A 20,190-nucleotide genomic window follows, 5' to 3' on the forward strand; every position below is an offset into this window, starting at 1 on the left:
CCGGTTGAGGCTCCCGAAAGGTGAGTGGTGGGCTTGCGCGCCCATGGTTTTGTCCTGCCAGGGGTGAGTGGCCGATGACCGTCACCATCGAACCCACCGGGCCCGCCGCCGAGGTGAGCCTCGCGCCGGTCGCCGACCGGGCGCTGTTCTGGTCCGGTCTCGGGGCCGGTGAGCGCACCCTCCTCGACGTCCTCGCCGCCACCGCCGAGCGGCACCCGAACGCCGCCGCGATCGACGACGGCACCACCACCCTGACCTACCGGCGGCTGCTCGACGAGATCGACGGCTACGGCCGCCGCCTCCGCGGCTACGGCGTCGGTCTCGGCGACCGCGTCGGCATCCGGATCTCCTCCGGTACCGCCGAGCTGTACATCGCCATCCTCGCCACGCTGTCCGTCGGTGCCGCGTACGTGCCCGTCGACGCCGACGACCCGGACGAGCGCGCCGAGCTGGTGTTCGAAGAGGCCCAGGTCGCAGCGGTCGCTACCGACGGCAAGATCAACGTCCACTCGACGCCCGGCGGCCGCGAAGGCCGCCCCGGCCCGGCCGACGACGCCTGGATCATCTTCACCTCCGGCTCCACCGGCAAGCCGAAGGGCGTCGCGGTCACCCACGCGAGTGCCGCCGCCTTCGTCGACGCCGAGGCCGAGCTGTTCCTCACCGACGAGCCGATCGGCCCCGGTGACCGCGTCCTGGCCGGGCTGAGCGTCGCCTTCGACGCCTCCTGCGAAGAGATGTGGCTGGCCTGGCGCCACGGCGCCTGCCTGGTCCCGGCGCCACGCGCGCTGGTCCGCACCGGCGTCGACCTCGGCCCGTGGCTGGTCGCGCAGCGGATCACCGTCGTCTCGACCGTGCCGACGCTGGCCGCGCTGTGGCCCGCCGACGCGCTCGAAGACGTCCGCCTGCTCATCTTCGGCGGCGAAGCCTGCCCGCCGGAGCTGGCCGAGCGCGTCGCCGTCGAAGGCCGCGAAGTCTGGAACACCTACGGCCCGACCGAGGCCACCGTCGTCGCCTGCGCCGCGCAGCTGACCGGCGACGGCCCGGTCCGCATCGGCCTGCCGCTCGTCGGCTGGCAGCTCGCCGTGGTCAACGACGAGGGTGAGCCGGTCGCCATGGGCGAGACCGGCGAGCTCGTCATCGGCGGCGTCGGCCTGGCCCGCTACCTCGACGCGGCCAAGGACGCCGAAAAGTTCGCGCCGCTGCCGTCGCTGGGCTGGCAGCGCGCGTACCGCTCGGGCGACATGGTCCGCGCCGAAGAAGAAGGCCTGCTGTTCCTCGGCCGGCTCGACGAGCAGGTCAAGCTCGGCGGCCGCCGCATCGAGCTGGGCGAGGTCGACGCCGCGCTGCAGGCCCTGCCGGGCGTGCAGGGCGCGGCGGCCGCGATCCGCCGCACCAAGGCGGGCAACCAGGTCCTCGTCGGGTACGTCGTCCCTTCGGATGACAACTTCGACCACGACCAGGCCGCCACCCGGCTACGTGAGCACCTGCCCGCCGCGCTGGTCCCGCTGCTCGCCGTCGTCGACGACCTGCCGACCCGCACTTCCGGCAAGGTCGACCGCACCGCCCTCCCGTGGCCGCTGTCCACAGTGGAGGCTTCCGGGCTGACCCCGACCGAGACGTGGCTCGCCGAAGGCTGGGCCGAAATCCTCGGCGTGTCGGTCGACAGCCCGAAGGCGGACTTCTTCACCCACGGCGGCGGCAGCCTGACCGCCGCCCAGGTGGTGGCCCGCATCCGCACCCGGCACCCGCAGGTGTCGGTCGCCGACATCTACGCCCACCCCAAGCTGGGCGCGCTGGCAGCGATGCTGGACGCGCTGAGCGGCCAGGCCACCGAACGCCGGGACATCGCGCCGACCAAACGCCGCGCCGGGGTCATCCAGACGCTGCTGATGGTCCCGCTGATGGGACTGGTCGGGCTGCGCTGGGCGACGCTCGCCGCCGCGCTGTCGAACGTACTGGCCCTGCTCGGGTTCGCCTGGGCGCCGACGCTGAGCTGGGCCTGGCTCGGCCTGGCCTGGGTGGTGCTGTTCAGCCCGGCCGGCCGGATCGCCATCGCCGCCGGTGGCGCGCGCGTGCTGCTCTCCGGCGTCCGCCCCGGCACCTACCCGCGCGGTGGCAGCGTCCACTTGCGACTGTGGACGGCCGAGAAGCTGGCCGAGTTCTCCGGCGCGGACAGCGTGGCCGGCGCGTCCTGGATGACGACGTACGCGAAGGCGCTCGGCGCGCGGATCGGCAAGGACGTCGACCTGCACTCGCCGCCGCCGGTCACCGGCTTCCTCAAGCTGGGCCGCGGCGCGGCGATCGAGCCCGAGGTCGACCTGTCCGGCCACTGGGTCGACGGCGACATCGTGCACATCGGCAAGGTCCGCGTCGGCGCGGAGGCCCGCATCGGCGCGCGCAGCACGCTCTTCCCGGGTGTCCGCATCGGCAAGGGTGCGGAGATCGCCGCCGGTTCGACCGTCCGCGGTGCCGTCCCGGCCGGGCAGCGCTGGGCCGGTTCGCCCGCCGCCCGCGTGGCCAAGGACGAGCGTGACGCGCTGAAGTGGCCGTCGAGCCGCCCGCCGCGCTCGCACTTCTGGGCCGCCGTCTACGGCGCGACCTCGTTGGCGCTCGGCTTCCTGCCCGGCATCGCGGCGCTGGCCGGTGTGGCGGTGCTCGGCTACGCGATCTCCGGCGCTCCGACGCTGATGGACGCCTTCACCCGCGCGATGATCTTCGTGCCGGTGGCGACCGTGGCGTACTTCGGCGCGTACATGCTGCTGGTGCTGGTCGGCGTCCGGTCGCTGAGCATCGGCATGGTCGAGGGCTACCACCCGGTGCACGGCCGCGTCGCGTGGCAGGTCTGGGCGACCGAACGCCTGATGAGCATGGCCCGCGAAGGGCTGTTCCCGCTGTACGCCAGCCTGTTCACGCCGGTGTGGCTGCGGCTGCTCGGCGCGAAGGTCGGCCGCAACGTCGAGGCGTCGACCGTGCTGGCGCTGCCGAAGATGACCAAGGTCGACAGCGGCGCGTTCCTCGCCGACGACACCATGGTCGCCACCTACGAGCTCAACCACGGCTGGCTGCACGTCGCCCCGGCCCGGATCGGCAAGCAGGCCTTCCTCGGCAACTCGGGGATGACCGCGCCCGGCCGTTCGGTGCCGAAGCGCGGCCTGGTCGGCGTGCTGTCCTCGACGCCGCTGAAGGCGAAGAAGGGCTCGTCGTACCTCGGGATGCCGCCGCTGCCGGTCCGCCGCGCGATCGGCGAGGCCGACACGAGCCGCACCTACACCCCGGCGCTGCACCTCAAGGCGGCGCGGGCGCTGGTCGAGCTGTGCCGGATCGTCCCGGTGATGTGCGGCGTCGCGCTGACCGTCGTGGTCGCGTTCAGCCTGCTGTGGACGGCGTCGGCCTTCGGCTTCGGCATCGCCGCGCTGCTGGCCGGGCCCGCCCTGCTGGCCGCCGGGATCGTCGCGGCGCTGACCGCGACGGTGATGAAGTGGCTGCTGGTCGGGAAGTTCCGCGAGGTCGACCACCCGCTGTGGAGCTCCTTCGTCTGGCGCAACGAGCTGGCCGACACCTTCGTCGAGGCCTTCGCGGTGCCGTGGCTGATCGGCTCGGTCGGCGGCACCCCGCTGCTGACCGCCTGGCTGCGCACGATGGGCGTCAAGATCGGCCGCGGGGTGTGGCTGGAGACGTACTGGCTGCCCGAGGCCGACCTGGTGTCGCTGGGCGACGGCGCGACGATCAACCGCGGCTGCGTCGTGCAGACGCACCTGTTCCACGACCGGATCATGAGCATGTCCCGGGTGACCCTCGGCGAGGGCGCGACACTCGGCCCGCACGGCATCGTGCTGCCGGGCGCGGGCATCGGCGCGCGCACGACGGTCGGCCCGGGCTCGCTGGTGACCCGCGGCGACGAGGTGCCCGCCGACACCCGCTGGCTGGGCAACCCGATCTCCGCGTGGCCTGGTAAGTAACAAAAGCAGGACCGGGCGCGCCGGACTCACCCGTCCGTGCGAGCCTGGTTCCAGCACGCACGACGAAAGGTTCGCCACGGGTGATTTCGAAGGCTCCCGCTCCCGGCGCGGACACCTCGGGCGACCCCTACCTGCCCGCACACGGCAACGGCGGCTACCGGACCCGGCACTACGACCTGAGTCTCGACTACAAGGTCGCGCCGAACCGGCTCTCGGCGTCGGCGGTGATCACCGCGGAGGCGACGCAGGCGCTTTCCCGCGTCAGCCTCGACTTCGGCGAGTTCCGGATCAACCGCGTACTGGTCGACGGGAAGGCCGCGAAGTACCTCAAGCGCGGCGCGAAGCTGCACGTCAAGCCGGCGAAGTCGATCCCCGCGGGCGCCGCGTTCACCGTCGAGGTGCACTACGTCGGCAACCCGCGCCCGGTGCGCAGCCGCTGGGGTGACGTCGGCTGGGACGAGCTGACCGACGGCGCGCTGGTGGCGAGCCAGCCGGTCGGGGCGCCGTCGTGGTTCCCGTGCAACGACCACCCGTCGGACAAGGCGGCGTACCGGGTGAGCGTGACGACGGCGTCGCCGTACCTGGTCGCGGTGACCGGCACCCTGGTCGAGCGTTCGACGTCGGCGAGCACGACCCGCTGGGTCTTCGAACGTCCGGAGCCGACGGCGACGTACCTGATGAGTGTCCAGATCGGCCGTTACGACGACATCGAGCTGACCGGGCGTGGCTGGGGATCGCCCACCGGCGTGGGCTCGCGCCTGCTGAGCCTCGGCTTCGGGCGCGGCGGCGTCGAGTCGGTCACCCCGGCGGTGCCGCAGCGGGCCGCCGTGCCGCCGCGGCTGCGGCGCGCGTTCGAGCGGGACTTCGGGCGGCAGGGCCGGATGATGGAGTTCCTGCAGCGGCTGTTCGGCCCGTACCCGTTCGGCGAGTACGTCATCGTCGTGACCGACGACGACCTCGACGACCCGATCGAAGCGCAGGGCATGGCGATCTTCGGCGCCAACCACGTCGACGGCCGCCGCACCCACGAGCGGCTGGTGCTGCACGAGCTGGCCCACCAGTGGTTCGGCAACAGCCTGACGGTGGCGGACTGGCGGCACATCTGGCTGAACGAGGGCTTCGCGACGTACGCCGAGTGGCTGTGGTCGGAAGAGTCAGGCGGCGCCTCGGCCGCGGCACTGGCGCGTGACTGGTACGCGCGGACCAAGGCCAAGCCCGCGGACGTGCGGATCGCCGACCCCGGGGTGGCCCGGATGTTCGACGAGCGCGTCTACAAGCGGGGTGGGTTGACGCTGCACGCGCTGCGGGCCGAGATCGGGGATCCCGCGTTCTTCGCGCTGCTGAAGTCGTGGGCCGAGGAGCACCGGCACGGGCTGGTCACGACGGATCTCTTCGTCGCCGCGGCCGAGACGCACGCGGGGCGGTCGCTGGAGGCGTTCTTCACCCGCTGGCTGAACACCCCGGCGCTGCCCCCGCTTCCCGGCCCGTAGCGCTCGTGAGTGGTAGTTCGGGTTCTAACCCTAATTACCACTCACGAGCGCCGCGGCAGACTGCTGACTGATAGGTCGGATGTCTCTGCCGCTTTCCGGGTGAACTCCTCTGGTCTTTTGGGCCCCTCTCTGCAAGTATGACCGGACGCCGCCGCGTGATCTCGCCGAAACGTAGTATGAATTCGGAGGATGCTTCATGGACGCAGTGTCCCGGCGGACGGTGCTTCGCTCGGCCTCGGTGCTCGCCGGGGCGGCGGCCTTCGGGGGTTTGTGGGCTCGCGCGGCCCCGCCTGTGCTCGCCGCCGGCCGGAACCCGCACGCCGACGTCGCCGCCGATGCGCGGATGCGCTGGCGGCGGCTGCCGAAGAACTGGCAGGAAGGCCCGTTCCTCGCCAACGGCTACCTCGGCGTCCAGGTCTACGCCGGGAAGACGCCGGAAACCCTCAAGTTCATGCTCAGCCACACCCAGGTGCAGGACCAGCGGATCCAGTGGGAGGCGGGCATCGGCCTGTCACGCCTGCCCATCGGCTACCTCACGCTCACCCTGGCCGGCGCGATCACCGCCGTCGACTGGACGCTCGACCTCTACAACGCCGAACTCGGCGGCACCATCACCACCACCCAGGGCTCGGTCGCCTTCTCCGCCGTCGTGCACAACGACCTCGGCGTGCTGCTCGTCTCCCTGACGCCGAGCGCCGGGGAAGCCGCAGCCGCCTGGACGTTCCAGCCGCTCGAATCCGCGACCACCCGGACCGTCCGCAAGCCGCCCGAGTACGTCGCCAACCCCGCGCCCGAGCGGGCCGAGGGCTACTGCGCGCAGCCGATGCTCGCCGGCGGCGGGTACACCACGGCCTGGCAGGAACGCGCGATCGGCACGCGACGGCTGTTCGCGGCCACCGTCGCCTACAGCTTTCCCGGCACCACGCACACCGCGGACGCGCGCACCGCCGTCCGGAAAGCGCTTGCCGCCCACCCGGACGCCCTGCTCGCCCGCCACCGCCGCTGGTGGAACGACTACCACCGGCGCAGCTTCGTGTCGGTGCCCGACAAGCAGGTGCAGCGGTTCTACTGGATCCAGCTGTACAAGATCGCGGCCGCGACCCGCGCGGGCGGGCCGGTCGTGTCCGAATGGGGGCCGTGGTTCCCCGAGGTGGGCAACAGCTGGACCGCCGTCTGGTGGAACCTCAACGTCCAGGTCACCTACCCGATCGTCAACAGCACCAACCACCCCGAACTCGACGCCGTCACCGAGACCTTCCGGCGTGACCACGCGAACCTCGAGGTCTCCGTCCCGCCCGCGTACCGCGACGGTGACACCTACGCCCTCTCCCACCCGGGAGACTGGCGGCTGCGGCCCGGCGGCACCCGCTCGGTGGGCGTCCCCGGGACGACGTCCAAGACCGACCAGACCGGGAACCTCTTGTGGGGCCTGCACAACGTCTGGCTGGCCTACCGGCACCACATGGACAAGCGCGTGCTCCGCGATGTCCTGTACCCGACGCTGGCCAAGGCGCTGAACTTCTACCGCCACTTCCTGTTCACCGCCCCGGACGGGGCACTGCACCTGCCGCTGACCCGGTCGCCGGAGTACGCCGACGCGCCCGACTGCACCTACGACCTGTCGCTGATCCGGTGGGCGGCCCGCACGCTCGTCGATTCCGCCCGGATCCTGTGCCTCGACGAACCGCGGGTGCCGATCTGGCGGGAAATCAGCGCGAAACTCGTGTCCTACCACGAAGATCCCGCCAACGGCGTGCTGATCGGCGACGGCGTTCCGCTGGCCGCCTCGCACCGGCACTTCTCGCACCTGCTGTGGCTGTACCCGCTGCGGGAGAAGGTCTGGGACGTCCCGGGCGACCGCGACCTCATGACGCGCACCTTCGACCACTGGGCCGCCGACGAATCCGCCTGGCACGGTTACAGCTACGCGGCCGCGTCGTCGATGAAGTCGGTGATGGACGCGCCCGAAGAAGCGTTGCGGTACCTGAAGTTCTTCCTCGACCGCAACGTCGTGGCCGACACCGAGCTGACCGCGAACACGATGTACCGCGAGGGCTCCAACTTCGCCATCGAGAGCCCGATCACCGCCGCACAGTCCGTTGTGGACATGCTGATGCAGGGCTCCGGCGGGGTGCTCAAGATCTTCCCGTCGGTGTCGGCGGCCTGGCGGGACGCCTCGATCGCCGGGCTGCGCGCGGAAGGCGCGTTCCTCGTGGACGCCTCCCGCCGCGACGGCAGGACCGAGTTCGTGCGCGTGCACAGCGAAGCCGGTGAGCCGCTGGTGCTCCAGCACGGTGTCGCCGGGGACATCGACGTCCGCGACGAGTACGGCCGCCGGCTGCCGTGGCGCCCGGCCGGGCCCGGCCGGGTCGCGATCGGGCTGCACCGCGGCGGCACCGCCGTCGTCACCCCGCGGGGCGGACGGGCGGACTTCGCACCGCGAGACGTTCCCGCGCTCGGTCCCGCGCCGTCGTGGGGCCTGCCGAGCTGAATCCGCTCTTCGACGAGGAGGTCGAATGGACATCACCCGCAGGACGATGCTCGGCGGTGCGCTCGCCGGGATCGCCGCCGCCGGCTTGACCCCGGGGTTCGCCGAAGCGGCGCCCGGCGGCGACGACTTCGGCTGGGCCGGGTTCCTGGGCACCGCGGACCTGTACTGGCGGCGGTTGCCGAAGACCTGGTACGAGGGCCCGTTCCTGGGCAACGGTTTCCTCGGCTCCGGCATCTACGCCGAGCCGGGGCAGAACGCGATCCGGTTCAACGTCCAGCACAGCCAGGTGCAGGACCACCGCCCGGAGTTCGGCTCGCTCTTCGGGCTGGCCCGGCTCCCCATCGGCTACTTCACGCTGGAGCCGGTCGGCGCGATCACCGCCATCGACTGGCGGATGGACCTGTGGAACGCCGAGCTGACCGGCACGATCACCACCGCGGCGGGCAGCCTGAGCCTGCGCGCGATCGTCCACACCGGACAGTCGCTGCTGGCCGTCGAAATCCGGCCGTCCGAAGGGGAACGGGCGTTCAAGTGGGTGTTCCATCCGGCGGTCGCGGTCAGCCCGCGCGCCGACCCGGTGTGGAACAAGCCGCCGCCGGCCGGGTACACCGCGAACCCGCCGGTGCAGCTGTCGAGCAGCGGTGACGCGCAGCTGGCCGTCCAGCCGCTGCTGGCCGGCGGTGAGCACGTGACGGCCTGGCGGGAGGTCACCCGCGGCGGCGCGCGCACGCTGTACACGTCGGTGGCCTGGTCGCACCCCGGGAAGACGTCGGCGGCGCGGGCGCTGGGCACGGTCCGCCGGGCGGCGGAGTTCGGCGCGCTGACCCCGGACCACCGGCGCTGGTGGCACGACTACTACCGGCGGAGCTTCCTGTCCGTTCCGGACACCCGGCTGCAGAGCTTCTACTGGATCCAGCTGTACAAGGTCGCCTCGGCCGCGCGGCGCGAGGCGCCGGTGATGGCGACGTCCGGGCCGTGGCTGGAGAACACGCCGTGGCCGGCGACCTGGTGGAACCTCAACGTCCAGCTCGAATACTGGCTGATCCACGGCTCCAACCACCTGGAGCTCGACGCGGTCAGCTACGCACTCGACAAGTACCGGGCCAACCTGACCAGCCAGGTCGCTTCCCCCTACCAGGCCGACTCGGCGGGCATCCCGCGGACGACCGACATGACGCTGCTCAACGGCGTCTCGAACACGACCAGCGGGTTCCCGGTCGGGATCCCGGGCAAGGACACGCCGACACCGGAGGTCGGCAACCTGACCTGGGCGCTGCACAACGTGTGGCTGTCCTACCGGCACACTCTCGATCGCGCGCTGCTCCGGGACACGTTGGTGCCCTTGCTGCGCAAGGCGATCAACTACTACCTGCACTTCCTCGCGCCGGGGGCGGACGGCAAGCTGCACCTGCCGCCGACGTTCTCGCCCGAGTACGGCGTCAACGCGCCGGACTGCAACTACGACCTCTCGCTGATCCGCTGGGGCTGCAAGACGCTGCTGCAGCACGCGCCCGGCGATCCGCTGGCCCCTCGCTGGCAGAACGTGCTGGCGAACCTCGTCGACTACCCGGCCGACGTCAACGGCTACATGATCGGCGCCGGCGTGCCGTTCGCGAAGTCGCACCGGCACTACTCGCACCTGCTGCAGATCTACCCGCTCTACGACGTCACCTGGGAGCAGCCGGAGCACCGGGCGATCATCGAGACGTCGCTGAACCACTGGGTCGGCTTCGAGGGCGCGCTGCAGGGCTACACCTTCACCGGGGCGGCGTCGATCTCGGCGCAGATGCTGCGCGGCGACCAGGCCGCGTTCTACCTCGGCGAGCTGCAGCGGCGGTACATCCAGCCGAACACGATGTACAAGGAATCCGGGCCGGTCATCGAGACACCGCTCTCGGCGGCGAAGTCCCTGCAGGACATGCTGGTGCAGAGCTGGGGCGGGGTGGTCCGGCTGTTCCCGGCGGTGCCGGCGGCCTGGGGCGACGTCGCGCTGCGGGATTTCCGCACCGAGGGCGCGTTCCTGCTCAGCGCGTCCCGCACCGGCGGGAAGACGCGCTGGCTGAAGGTGCACAGCGAGGCCGGGGCGCCGTGCGTGCTGCGGCCGGGCATCGACGGCGAGCTCGTGGTGACGGACGCGCGGGGCCGGGCGCGGCGCTGGCGGCGGCTGGCGAACGGGGACGTCCAGGTCGAGCTCGGGTGCGGCGAAGACGCGTTCGTGTACCGGAAGGGGGACAAGCCGGACTTCGGTGTCCGGCCGGTGGCGCCGGGCGGGCCGAGCGCGCCCTGGGGCCTGCCGTGATCAGGCGTTTCCGCCCGGAACGGTGGCTTTGACGGCAGAATGGTGCTCTCGGACGAGGGGAGCACGATGAGCGAGCCGGACGGCAGACCGCCGTACCAGTACCCGCCGTGGCAGCCGCCGGTGCCGCCGAAGCGGACGTCACCGGTGGCCATGGTGCTGATCACCGGGTCGGTCGCGGTGGTCATCCTGATGGTGCTGGCCTTCCTGGCCTGGGGGTATCCGGGGTTCCTGCGCGAGCCGGACGCGCAGGGGGACGTCGTGCAGGGCCGCTGGCCCGCGGCCTCGGCGACCGTGGTGACCTCGACGCCGCCCGTGCCGAGCACCCCGGTGAAGCTGCCGGGCGGCCGGGCGCCGATGCCGAAGCGGCCGAAGCCGCTGGCCGACCCGGTGACCTGCGCGTTCACCCCGGACCCCGGTGCGCCGGCGCCGAAGAAGGTCGCGCTCCCGCCGGACGGCCCGGCGCCGTCGTCCGGCACGGTCGAGGCCCGGCTGGCGACCAGCGCGGGCGACATCGGGCTCACCCTGGACCGGGCGCTGGCGCCGTGCACCGTGGTCAACTTCCTCAGCCTGGCCCGGCAGGGTTTCTACGACGGCACGTCGTGCCACCGGCTGTCGGTGACGACGGGCCTGCAGATGCTCCAGTGCGGCGACCCGGTCGGCGACGGCACCGGCGGCCCGGGCTACACGATCCGCGACGAGGTGTTCCCCGAGCTGACCTACGGCCGCGGCGTCCTCGCGATGGCGAAGACGGCCGCCCCGGACTCCGGCGGTTCCCAGTTCTTCCTGGTCTTCGGCGACATCACCATCCCGCCGGAGTACACGGTCTTCGGCAGCATCGACGACCCGGGCCTGGAAACCCTCGACACGATCGCCCGCGCCGGAATCGACCCGGCCAAACCCGGCATCGGCGACGGCAGCGGCCCCCCGAAGACCCCGGTAACCCTCACCCACGTCACCGCCACCTCATGACTCGCGTGATCACCGCCGGAACCGGCGTGATCAGACCCGTAACTCGCGTGATTGGAACCGGAACTCGCGAGTTCCGGCTCCAATCACGCCAGTTCCGGCCTTGATCACGCGAGTTCCGTGCTCGATCACGTTGCGGGTCAGCCGGGTGCGGCGCGGCCGTGGCGCCAGTAGCCGAGGAACGCGATGTCCGCCTTCGGCCAGCCGCGGTCACGCACCAGGTGCCGGCGCACGCCCGTGGCCAGCGCGGCTTCCCCGGCGACCCACGCGTAGGCGGGGCCGGACGGCAGGACGGCGTCCCGGATCGCCGCCAGGGCCAGCGTGCCCGGCCGCCCGTGACCCGGGCGCGGCAGCCAGTGCACGCGCACCCCGGGCGGCGCTTCGACCTCGCGGACGTCCGCCGGTGACGGGACTTCCAGGAACACCTCGGCCACCAGGTCGTCCCGGGCGTGATCGAGGATCGCCAGGATCGCGGGCAGCGCGCTCTCGTCCCCGGCCAGCAGCTGCCAGGGCACCCCGGGTGGCGGCAGGTAGCTGACGCCGAGGTCGAAGACGCCGGCCGGATCGCCCGGGCGTGCCCGGCGGGCCCAGCCGGCGGCCGGGGCGTCGCCGTCGTGCAGGGCGAACTCGATGTCGATCTCGCCGGGCCGCGCTCGCCGGATCGTGTAGTTGCGGACCCACGGGCGGCGGGATTTCGGCAGCACGAGCAGTTCGGCCATCCAGCCCTCGTTGTCGAGGGTGGGCATGCGCAGCCGGTCCTGGCCCGCGCGGGGGAAGAACAGCCGCACGGCCTGGTCGTCGCCGGCCGGCTCGAACTCGGCCAGCCCGGGACCGCCGAGGGTGATGGTGCGGAACGCCGGGCTGGGCGCGGTGTTCGCGCGCACTTCCAGGGTGATCATCCGCCGCGTCCGGGGGCGGCGCACCTTCGGGATCATCAGACGTCCAGCACCAGCCGCGAGGACAGCGCGCGCGACACGCACGGGTACATCCGGCCCGCCGCCGCGCCGATGTCGTCGCGGTGCTCGGGTTCGCCCTCGACGACCCCGACCTCGCAGCTGCCGCAGACCCCCTCGCGGCACGCGGACGGTACCGGCTTCCCGGCGTGGTTCAGCGCGTCCAGCAGCGACTCGTCCGCCGGGACCTGGATCGTGTCCCCGGAGCGGGCGCACACCACCTCGAACGGGGTGTCCGGCGCGAACGTCCGCCGGGTCGGCTCGAACCGCTCGGTGTGCACCCGCGGGAACACGGCCTCGGCCGCGTCCACCATGGACGCCGGGCCGCAGCAGTACACCTCCGCGCCGGGGAACTCGCCGGCCAGTGCCACAAGATCCGGGCGTCCCAGCCGCACGCGTTCGCCATACCGGGACGAGAGTTCGGCGGCGAACGGGCGGCCCGCGTAGGCCAGCGTCACCGCGGCACCGGAGGCGACGGCGGAACGCAGCATCGGCACGATCGGCGTGATCCCGATCCCGCCCGCCACGAACAGGTACTCCGCCGCCGGGAGCAGGGGGAAGTGGTTGCGGGGCAACGAAACCGACAGCGTCCGGCCGGGCTGCAGGAACAGGTGGACGTACTCCGAGCCGCCGCGGCTCAGCGGGTCGTGGCGCACCGCGATGCGGTAGGCCGACAGGTCGTCCGGATCGCCGCAGAGCGAGTACTGGCGCGTCAGCCAGTTCGGCAGCTCCAGGTCGATGTGCGCGCCCGGCTCCCACGGCGCCAGCGGGCCTTCGTCGCCGCGGAGGACCAGCGAAACGACGTCGTCGGTCACGCGCTCGACGCGCTCCAGGGTCGTTTTCTGCATGTCAGTACAGCTTCCGGTAGCCGGCTTCGAGGAGCTGGTCGAGCAGTGCCGGGTCGACGTTCATCTTTTCTCCGGCGATCTCGCCCGCCGACGGCAGTTCCGCGGCCAGCGCCTGGCTCGCCGGGTCCCACAGGCGCGACCGGATCAACGCGCGGCCGCAGTGGAAGTACACCTCCTCGACGTCGACGACGATCGCCAGCTCCGGCGCCTTCGCCTCGGTGCGCATCCGGGCGAGCACGTCCGGCTCGTCGGTGACGTACGCGCTTCCGTTGACCCGCAGGGTCTCCCGCATGCCGGGGACGAAGAACAGCAGGCCGACGCCGTCGTTCTCGGCGATGTTGCGGAAGGAGTCGGCGATCTTGTTGCCGGGCCGGTCGGGCAGGGCCAGGGTGCGCTCGTCGAGGACCTTGACGAAGCCGGGGTAGTCGCCGCGGGGCGAGCAGTCGGCGCGGCCCGCGGCGTCGGCGGTGGCCAGTGTCAGGAACGGCGAGTGCGCGATGAAGCGGCGGGCGTGGGTGTCGATGCGGTCGCCGATCTTGGCCTTGATCATCTCTTCCGGCTCGCCCAGCCGAGCCCGCACCTCGGCCACGGAGACACGGTGCAGCATGTTTGTGCTGGTCATGGCACAATTATGAGCAAATATTCAGATCTTGACTACTCGCTTTCCCGGAGGGATCCGTGCCGTCGGACCAGCGCCGCATCCAGCCACGTAAACAGCCGCGTCAGGTGCGTGCCGAGCTGACCCGGCAGCGGATCCTGACCGCGGCTGCTCACGTTTTCGCCGACCTCGGCTACGCCGCCGGCACCACCAACCGCATCGCCGAGCGCGCCGGCATCTCGATCGGCTCGCTGTACCAGTACTTCCCGAACAAGGACGCGATCCTCGCCGAGCTGCTGACCCGCCACCTCGACGGCGGCACGGCGGCCGCGACGAAGGTCCTGACCGGCTCGCTGCCCGATTCGATCGAGGACATCTTCCGCGTCTTCGTCCGGCTCGCCGTCGAAGCCCACCGCGACGACCCCCACCTGCTGCGCATGCTGCTGGAGCAGGCCCCGCGGTCGAACGAGCTGCTGGAGCGGATCGGCCGGGTGAAGCAGGACATGGTCGGCCACACCCGCACCCTGCTGGAGAACCACCCGGAGGTCCGGGTCGCCGACACCGCGACGGCCGCCCGCCTGGTCATCGCGACGGTCGAGCTGGCCGTCCACGACCTGCTGGCCGAGCCGGACCCGATCGACGCCCGGCGGCTCGAGGACGAGATGGTCGCGATGCTGACGCGGTACGTCAGGGGGTGAACTGGTAGGCGCCCGCGTCGATCCGGGTGCCGACCGGGTTGCCGTCGACGTCGATGTCCGCGTACTTCTTGACGCCGAGCCCGATGGCCGGGCTGCCGGTCTTGAGGACCAGGTTCGTCGCGGAGGTGAACTTCGGGTCGGCGACCTTGTCCGTGGCGCCGGGGGTGAACTGCCGCTGCCCGCCGTAGAAGACGTTGTGGTCGGTCGCGGTCCAGCCGGTGTCGGCGTACCCGACCTTCATCGCGGCCTGGATGACGTTCTGGGTCAGCTTGAGCGTCTGGTTGGTGCAGCCGCCGTAGCAGACGAACCCTTCGGATTCGGCGTTGCCGAGGCGGACGGAGTTGTTGCGGAAGACCGTGCCGGTCACCGGGCCGTTGCCGTCCTGGGCGCCGCGCGTCACGATCCCGCCGCGTGTCTTGGCGCCGAAGACGGCGTTGTACTCGTAGACGTTGTTGCGGGAGACGCCGTCCGGGTCCTCCGCGTCGGTGCCGAGCTCGGTGAAGGACTCGTTGTCCTCGGAAATGTTGTGGTGGATGACGTTGTCCGAGCCGTAGAAGATCTCGACCGCGGCGCCGTCGAGCCCGCCGAAGTCGTCGCTCACCGCGATGGACCCGCTGATCCGGTTCCAGCCGATGTCGGAACCGTTGCCCTGCACCAGGATCGCGAACGCGCCGGAATCGTCGTTGCCGCCCGGCGTCACGACGGTCATGTGGTTGTTGTCGACGAGGTCGTTCTGGGTGACCTCGGTGCCGTCGGCGCTGGGGGCGATGTAGACGCCGGCGCCGGCGCCGGTGATGTAGTTGGAGAGGACCTTGTCGTGGTCCCCGCCGACCTCGACCCCGGCCCACGAGCAGCGCCCGGCATCGGCCGCGACGCCGATCTGGAGGTCCTGCACGACGAGGTAGTCGCCGGGCAGGTTGACGCAGGCTTCCTCGTTGCCTTGGACGATCGGCCGGGCGCCGTCTCCGTAGGCGCCGATGGTGACGGGCGCGGTGTCCGACCCCTTGCCGAAGACGCTGAGCCCGCCGGTCCAGGTCCGGCCGCGGCGCAGCAGCACGGTTTCGCCGGGCTTCAGCTCGGTCGCGGCGACCTTGGCGAGGGATTTCCAGGGCGCGGCCTGGGTCCCGGCGGCGTTGTCGTTGCCGAGGGCCTGGTCGACGTAGTAGGTGTTCGGCGCGGCAGCGGCCTCCGTGGCGGTGACCGTGGTGACTGTGCCGGCCGCGAGGGCGGCGAACACGCCGAGCGAGAGCAGTTTCCACTGGTTCGACATGGCCCGCGACGCTAACCCGGCGGCGTACACGGGCCGTACAAGTCAGCCGAGCCGTGCTCCGCCTCGCTGATCGGGACGGAGATCGTCGCCCGTCGGGGCGCTCAAGCGCCCGCCCGGCGCAGTCGTTCGGCCGCCTGGACCCGCACGGCTTCTCCGCACACCGGGCGGTCGCCGTCGGGATCCGCGTGGTCCCACCGCGCCCACCGCGGGTTCGGCAGGGGCGCGGGGACCGTGACGCCGGTCAGCTCGGCCATCAGCCGCGCGAACACCTCCGCGTACCGCACGGCGACCTCCGGGCTGTCACCGGGGAGCAGGGTGCCGCCGGGCCGGAACTCCTCGGCGTGCACGGCCAGCGTGCCGACGGCGATCACCGGCGTGAGCGGCCGCGGGCACGGGAACCCGCGTTCCGCCAGGCGGGCCTGCGCGGTGACGCACGCTTCGGCCCGGCCCTCGTCCGGCCGCGCCTTGACGACGACCGCCCGCCCGTCGGCCAGCCGCAGGCCGGTCACCTCCGACAGGGACCGCCGTTCGAACACCACTTCGGCGGGCGCGGCACCCAGGTGGTCCGTGCACCAGGACGGCAGCCAGTCCACTCAGCGGTCCCTGGCCAGCAGCGCCGCCTGGGTGCGGCTGGTCACGCCGAGCTTCGCCAGGACGTTCCCGACGTGCACCTTGACCGTCCGCTCGGCCAGCCGGAGCCGGGCCGCGATGTCGCGATTGGACAGACCCTCGCCCAGCAGCTCGAGCACGTCACGCTCCCGCGGGGTCAGCACGCCGCCACCGCTCAACGCCGCCGCCGCTGCCGGGCTCAGTGCCGTCACGCCCTGGTGGGCGGCCCGGACGGCCGCCGCGAGCTCGTCGCCCGAGGCGTCCTTCAGCACGAAGCCCGCCGCGCCAAGGCTGAGCGCTTCGCGGATTTCGCGGGGACGGCCGACCGTCGTCAGCATCACCACCCGCGGGGCCGCCGGGCCGAGCCGGCGCAGGACCTCGAGGCCGTCCATCCCGGGCAGGTACAGGTCGAGCAGGACGACGTCGGCCTCGACGGACGAACCGAGCAGCTCCGGCCCGGAAGCGTGCTGCGCGACCACCTCGAGGTCCGGCCGCGCGCCCAGGATCAGCCCGATGCCCTCGCGCACCAGCGCGTGGTCGTCGACGACCTGCACCCGGATCATGCCCGCACTCTACTGTCGGCCCATGCGCCAGTCTTTCCTCACGACGGCAGCCGTCGCCGCGGTGTTCTTCGCCAGCGGGGCGTGGACGCCACAGCAAGGATGGGTCGCCGCCGGGCTCAGCGCCGCCCAGCTCGTCCCGCTGCTGTGGTCCCGCCGGGCCCCGGCGCTCGTGCTCGTGGTGGTGACCCTGGCGACGGCCGGGCACCTGCTGCTCGACCAGCCGCGCAACACGATGTACGTGCCGGTGCTCCTCGCCCTCTACAGCACGCCGCAGCGCTGGCTGGCGGGGTCGGCGGCGCTGGTCGTCGGCGCCGCCGTGTTCCCGGCGAAGGGCCTGCTCGACGGCACGGTCCTGGCGGTGACGATCGCCGCGGTGGCCTGGCTGCTGGGCGCCGAACGCCGTCGGGCGCTCGCCGACCGGGCCGAACGCGCGGCCCGGCGGCTGCACGACACGCTCGCCCAGACCACAGCCGTCATGCTCGTGCAGGCCGAGACGCTGCGCGCGGTCGGCGACCTGACCGACGCCGACCGCGAACGCCTCGACACGCTCCTGGCGGCCGGCCGGGGCGCGCTCACGCTCGTCCGGCGCACGCTGGACGACCTGCGCGCCGACGCCGAACGCGCCCCGGACCTGGCCGAGGTGCTGGCCCGGCTCCGGACCGCCGGCCTGGTCCTCGACCGCGACCCGGTGCTGCCCGAGCTGCCGCGCCCGGTCCGGGAGCTGGCCGAGCGGTTCGTCGCCGAGACGGCGGTGAACGCCTTGCGCCACAACGGCCCCGGTGTCCGGCTGCGGCTGGACGTCCAAGCCGGTGAGCGGGTGACGATCACCGCGCGGAACACGCTCACCGGGACGTCACCCGGAGGCGACGGCTACGGGCTGGCCGGGCTCGCGGAGCAGGCCGCGGCCGCCGGGGGAGCGGTGTCGTTCGGGCCGCGCGTCGGCGAGTGGGTGGTCAGCGTCGAGCTGCCAGCAGCTGCGACACGGTCACGAACCGGAAGCCGCGCTGCTTGAGCCGGTCGACGATCGGCCCGATCGCCCGGCGGGTCTGCTCGCGCGTCGGGTACATCGGGTGCAGCAGGACGATCGAGCCGGGCCGCACCTGGTCGACGGTCGTCTTTTCGATGGTGGCGGCATCGGGCGTGCCGGCCGAATCCGGTTCGACGTCCCAGGTGATCGTCGTGCGGTCGTGTTCGGCCAGGTAGTGCGGGAGGGCGAAGAGCTTCTTGCCGTTCGGCGGCCGGAAGAGGATTTCGCCGGTGTAGCCGGTCGTGCGGATGAGGGCGTCGGTGGCTTCGACCTCGTCGGCCACCCAGGACGGCGTCACGCCGATCATGCGTTCGTGGCTGAAGCTGTGGTTGCCGATCTCGTGGCCGGCGGCGGCGATGTCCTTCGCCAGGTCGGGATGCGCGGCGATGTCCCGGCCGATGAGGAAGAAAGTCGCCGGCACCTGGTGGGTCTTCAGGGTGTCGAGGACCGTTGTCGCCCCGGCGGGGTCGGGGCCGTCGTCGAAGGTGAGGGCGACCAGCTTTTCGGAGGTCTCGACGCGGTTCACCAGGGTGCCGAAGAACTGGAAGGTACGCGACTTCGACACCTCGAACAGCGCGATGGCGGCGCCGAGGGCGATGACCAGCGCGCTCGCCACGGCGATCGTCCACCTCCGGGCGCGGCGGGATTTCAAGATCATGGCGCCACCTTGGCGAGCGCGGTCCCCCCGGGGAAGCCGCGAAGGTACTAGTACCTTCGCGGCTTCCCGGAACCGTCAGAGCGGGTTGAACACACCCAGCGGTGCGGTGCAGAACGGGCCGCCGACGTACTCGGCCGCCGCGCCCGTCGGAGCGGGCTTCGAAGCCAGCTGGTCCGCGTACACCTCAGCGTCGTCCAGCGACTTGTAGCCCAGCGCCTCCGCCTCCTCCAGCGAGTAGATCCGGCGCGTGTTGTCCGAGACGCCCCAGATCAGCCGATAGCCCGGCGAGGGCGCCGAAAGGCACGCCTCGAACAGCCGTGCGGCGTCGTCGGGGGAGAGCCAGGTCGTCAGGCCGCGCGGGCCCAGCGGCAGCGGTGTCTCGAAGCAGGAGCCGATGCGGATCACGATCACGTCCATGCCGAAGCGGGAGTGGTACAGGCTCCCCAGTGCCTCGATCGCCGCCTTCGAGACGCCGTAGTACGTGTCCGGCCTCGGCGAGGAGTCGGCGGGGAGGTCGGAGTCGGTCCGGCGGAAGCCCACCGCGTGGTTGCTCGACGCCAGGATCACCCGCCGGATCCCCGCGGCGCGCGCCGCCTCCAGGACCGTCTGCGTTCCGTTGATGTTGACGTCGAGGGTCGCTTCCCACGTGTTCTCGCGGCTGTGCCCGCCCAGGTGGATCAGCGCGTCGACGCCTTCGCACGCTTGCGCCATCGCCGCCGCGTCGGTCACCGAGGCCGTCACGATCTCTTCGGAGGCGTCGGACGCCGTCTGCGGGGCCACGTCGAGCAGGCGCAGCACCCGGCCGTCGCGCCGCAGGCGGGGGCGCATCAGGGTGCCGACGACTCCCGCCGACCCGGTGATGAGCACGCGCTGGTCCGTCATGGAATTCTTCTCCTAACCAGAAATGGCGGCGGACTGTGGTGGTTCAACGGATGCCGGCCCGGCGCAGCTGCTGCCCGAGCTCGGCGGTGGTCTCGGCGAGCAGCTCGCCGACGCGGCGGGCGTCGTCGTCGGTCACCTGGGCGATGGGCATCGAGCAGCTGATCGCGTCGGTGCCCGGGATGCGGTACGGGATCACCGCGGCGACGCACCGGACGCCGAGCGTGCCTTCCTCGATTTCCGCGGCGTACCCGCGCTCGCGCGTCGCGGCGCACTCGGCGTGCAGGCCTTCGAGGGTGGTGATGGTGTTCGGGGTGAGCGCGGTGAGCGTGGCCGGCATCAGCGCCTCGATCTCGTCGTGCGTCAGCTCGGCCAGCAAGGCCTTGCCCAGCGCCGTCGCGTGCGCGGGCAGCGTGCGCCCGACGCGGGAGACGAGGTGCGTCGAGCGCTGCGACTCCCGGGTCTCCAGGTAGACGACCTCGGTGCCGTTGCGGCGCGCGAAGTGCGCGGTGAAGCCGGTCTTCTCCCGGATGCGCTCCAGGGCTTCGGTGGCGAACGGGACCACCGCGTCACGGTCCAGGTACGCCGTGCCGCAGATCAGCGCGCGGACGCCGAGGCGGTAGCGGGCGGTGTTCGCGTCGGCCTCCAGCCAGCCGGCCTCCAGCAGGGTCCGGAGCAGGCCGTGCAGCGACGAGCGCGGGAAGCCGGTGCGCGCGTGCAGGTCCGACAGGGACAGCCAGACGTCGTTCGCCGCGAACGTCTCGATGAGGTCGACGGCCCGGCGCGCGGACTTCACACCCGACGACTCGGCCGGGGCGCTCTCCGCCGGGTTGTCCACCTTCTGCGGCATTTGTGCTCCTCCGTCCGGCCGTTGACTTGTGA

16 protein-coding genes are annotated in these 20,190 nt (G+C 72.1%); 7 read left to right on the forward strand and 9 right to left on the reverse strand.

Features of this window, described 5'->3' with window-relative positions:
• Window positions 1-74 precede the first annotated feature (74 nt).
• The 5 genes from ACWED2_RS36940 to ACWED2_RS36960 all read left to right on the forward strand — a co-directional run bounded on the left by ACWED2_RS36940 (window position 75) and on the right by ACWED2_RS36960 (window position 11,208).
• Window positions 75-3,959, forward strand: coding sequence for a Pls/PosA family non-ribosomal peptide synthetase (locus tag ACWED2_RS36940; RefSeq protein WP_449695155.1), 3,885 nt, complete (start codon window positions 75-77; stop codon window positions 3,957-3,959).
• A gap of 80 nt (window positions 3,960-4,039) precedes the next feature.
• Entirely contained in the window at window positions 4,040-5,449 is a 1,410-nt protein-coding gene (locus ACWED2_RS36945; RefSeq protein WP_449695156.1) for a M1 family metallopeptidase, read from the forward strand.
• Between the two features lie 196 nt (window positions 5,450-5,645).
• On the forward strand, window positions 5,646-7,940 hold the full coding sequence (locus tag ACWED2_RS36950) for a glycosyl hydrolase family 95 catalytic domain-containing protein (RefSeq protein ID WP_449695157.1): 2,295 nt from the start codon (window positions 5,646-5,648) through the stop codon (window positions 7,938-7,940).
• Window positions 7,941-7,965: 25 nt separating this feature from the next.
• A complete protein-coding gene (locus ACWED2_RS36955; RefSeq protein ID WP_449695158.1) occupies window positions 7,966-10,239 on the forward strand; it encodes a glycosyl hydrolase family 95 catalytic domain-containing protein in 2,274 nt (757 codons plus the stop codon).
• 66 nt (window positions 10,240-10,305) lie between these two features.
• On the forward strand, window positions 10,306-11,208 hold the full coding sequence (locus ACWED2_RS36960; protein WP_449695159.1) for a peptidylprolyl isomerase: 903 nt from the start codon (window positions 10,306-10,308) through the stop codon (window positions 11,206-11,208).
• A gap of 137 nt (window positions 11,209-11,345) precedes the next feature.
• Here the strand turns inward: ACWED2_RS36960 and ACWED2_RS36965 are convergent, their stop codons facing one another.
• The 3 genes from ACWED2_RS36965 to ACWED2_RS36975 are packed head-to-tail and all read right to left on the reverse strand — an operon-like array spanning window position 11,346 to window position 13,628.
• Window positions 11,346-12,140, reverse strand: a complete 795-nt coding sequence (locus tag ACWED2_RS36965) for a siderophore-interacting protein (protein WP_449695160.1) — start codon at window positions 12,138-12,140, stop codon at window positions 11,346-11,348.
• Window positions 12,140-13,006, reverse strand: a complete 867-nt coding sequence (locus ACWED2_RS36970; protein WP_449695161.1) for a PDR/VanB family oxidoreductase — start codon at window positions 13,004-13,006, stop codon at window positions 12,140-12,142. The genes ACWED2_RS36965 and ACWED2_RS36970 overlap by 1 nt, the downstream gene beginning before the upstream one ends.
• Window position 13,007: 1 nt before the next feature.
• On the reverse strand, window positions 13,008-13,628 hold the full coding sequence (locus ACWED2_RS36975) for an MSMEG_1061 family FMN-dependent PPOX-type flavoprotein (protein ID WP_449695162.1): 621 nt from the start codon (window positions 13,626-13,628) through the stop codon (window positions 13,008-13,010).
• Between the two features lie 56 nt (window positions 13,629-13,684).
• Here ACWED2_RS36975 and ACWED2_RS36980 point away from each other — a divergent pair, with 56 nt between their 5' ends.
• The gene (locus ACWED2_RS36980) at window positions 13,685-14,302 is read left to right on the forward strand and encodes a TetR/AcrR family transcriptional regulator (protein WP_449695163.1); all 618 of its coding nucleotides are present in this window, start codon (window positions 13,685-13,687) and stop codon (window positions 14,300-14,302) included.
• On the opposite strand, the gene ACWED2_RS36985 is transcribed toward ACWED2_RS36980, so the two are convergent.
• The 3 genes from ACWED2_RS36985 to ACWED2_RS36995 all read right to left on the reverse strand — a co-directional run bounded on the left by ACWED2_RS36985 (window position 14,292) and on the right by ACWED2_RS36995 (window position 16,744).
• The gene (locus tag ACWED2_RS36985; protein WP_449695164.1) at window positions 14,292-15,572 is read right to left on the reverse strand and encodes a right-handed parallel beta-helix repeat-containing protein; all 1,281 of its coding nucleotides are present in this window, start codon (window positions 15,570-15,572) and stop codon (window positions 14,292-14,294) included. The two genes, ACWED2_RS36980 and ACWED2_RS36985, sit on opposite strands and share 11 nt — an antisense overlap.
• A gap of 101 nt (window positions 15,573-15,673) precedes the next feature.
• A complete protein-coding gene (locus ACWED2_RS36990; RefSeq protein ID WP_449695165.1) occupies window positions 15,674-16,165 on the reverse strand; it encodes a hypothetical protein in 492 nt (163 codons plus the stop codon).
• Complete coding sequence (locus ACWED2_RS36995) at window positions 16,166-16,744, reverse strand: LuxR C-terminal-related transcriptional regulator (RefSeq protein ID WP_449695166.1); 579 nt, start codon at window positions 16,742-16,744, stop codon at window positions 16,166-16,168.
• 22 nt (window positions 16,745-16,766) lie between these two features.
• Between ACWED2_RS36995 and ACWED2_RS37000 the strand changes: the two genes are divergently transcribed.
• Window positions 16,767-17,756 carry a histidine kinase gene (locus ACWED2_RS37000; RefSeq protein WP_449695167.1) on the forward strand — a complete coding sequence of 330 codons (990 nt, stop codon included), beginning with the start codon at window positions 16,767-16,769 and terminating at the stop codon, window positions 17,754-17,756.
• Here ACWED2_RS37000 and ACWED2_RS37005 read toward each other — a convergent pair.
• The 3 genes from ACWED2_RS37005 to ACWED2_RS37015 form a co-directional block, all read right to left on the reverse strand.
• Window positions 17,698-18,429, reverse strand: coding sequence for a polysaccharide deacetylase family protein (locus ACWED2_RS37005; protein WP_449695168.1), 732 nt, complete (start codon window positions 18,427-18,429; stop codon window positions 17,698-17,700). The genes ACWED2_RS37000 and ACWED2_RS37005 overlap by 59 nt on opposite strands.
• Before the next feature lie 75 nt (window positions 18,430-18,504).
• On the reverse strand, window positions 18,505-19,311 hold the full coding sequence (locus ACWED2_RS37010; RefSeq protein WP_449695169.1) for an NAD-dependent epimerase/dehydratase family protein: 807 nt from the start codon (window positions 19,309-19,311) through the stop codon (window positions 18,505-18,507).
• Between the two features lie 43 nt (window positions 19,312-19,354).
• Complete coding sequence (locus tag ACWED2_RS37015; protein WP_449695170.1) at window positions 19,355-20,158, reverse strand: IclR family transcriptional regulator; 804 nt, start codon at window positions 20,156-20,158, stop codon at window positions 19,355-19,357.
• Window positions 20,159-20,190 lie beyond the last annotated feature (32 nt).

This window comes from Amycolatopsis sp. NPDC005003 (assembly GCF_053600695.1).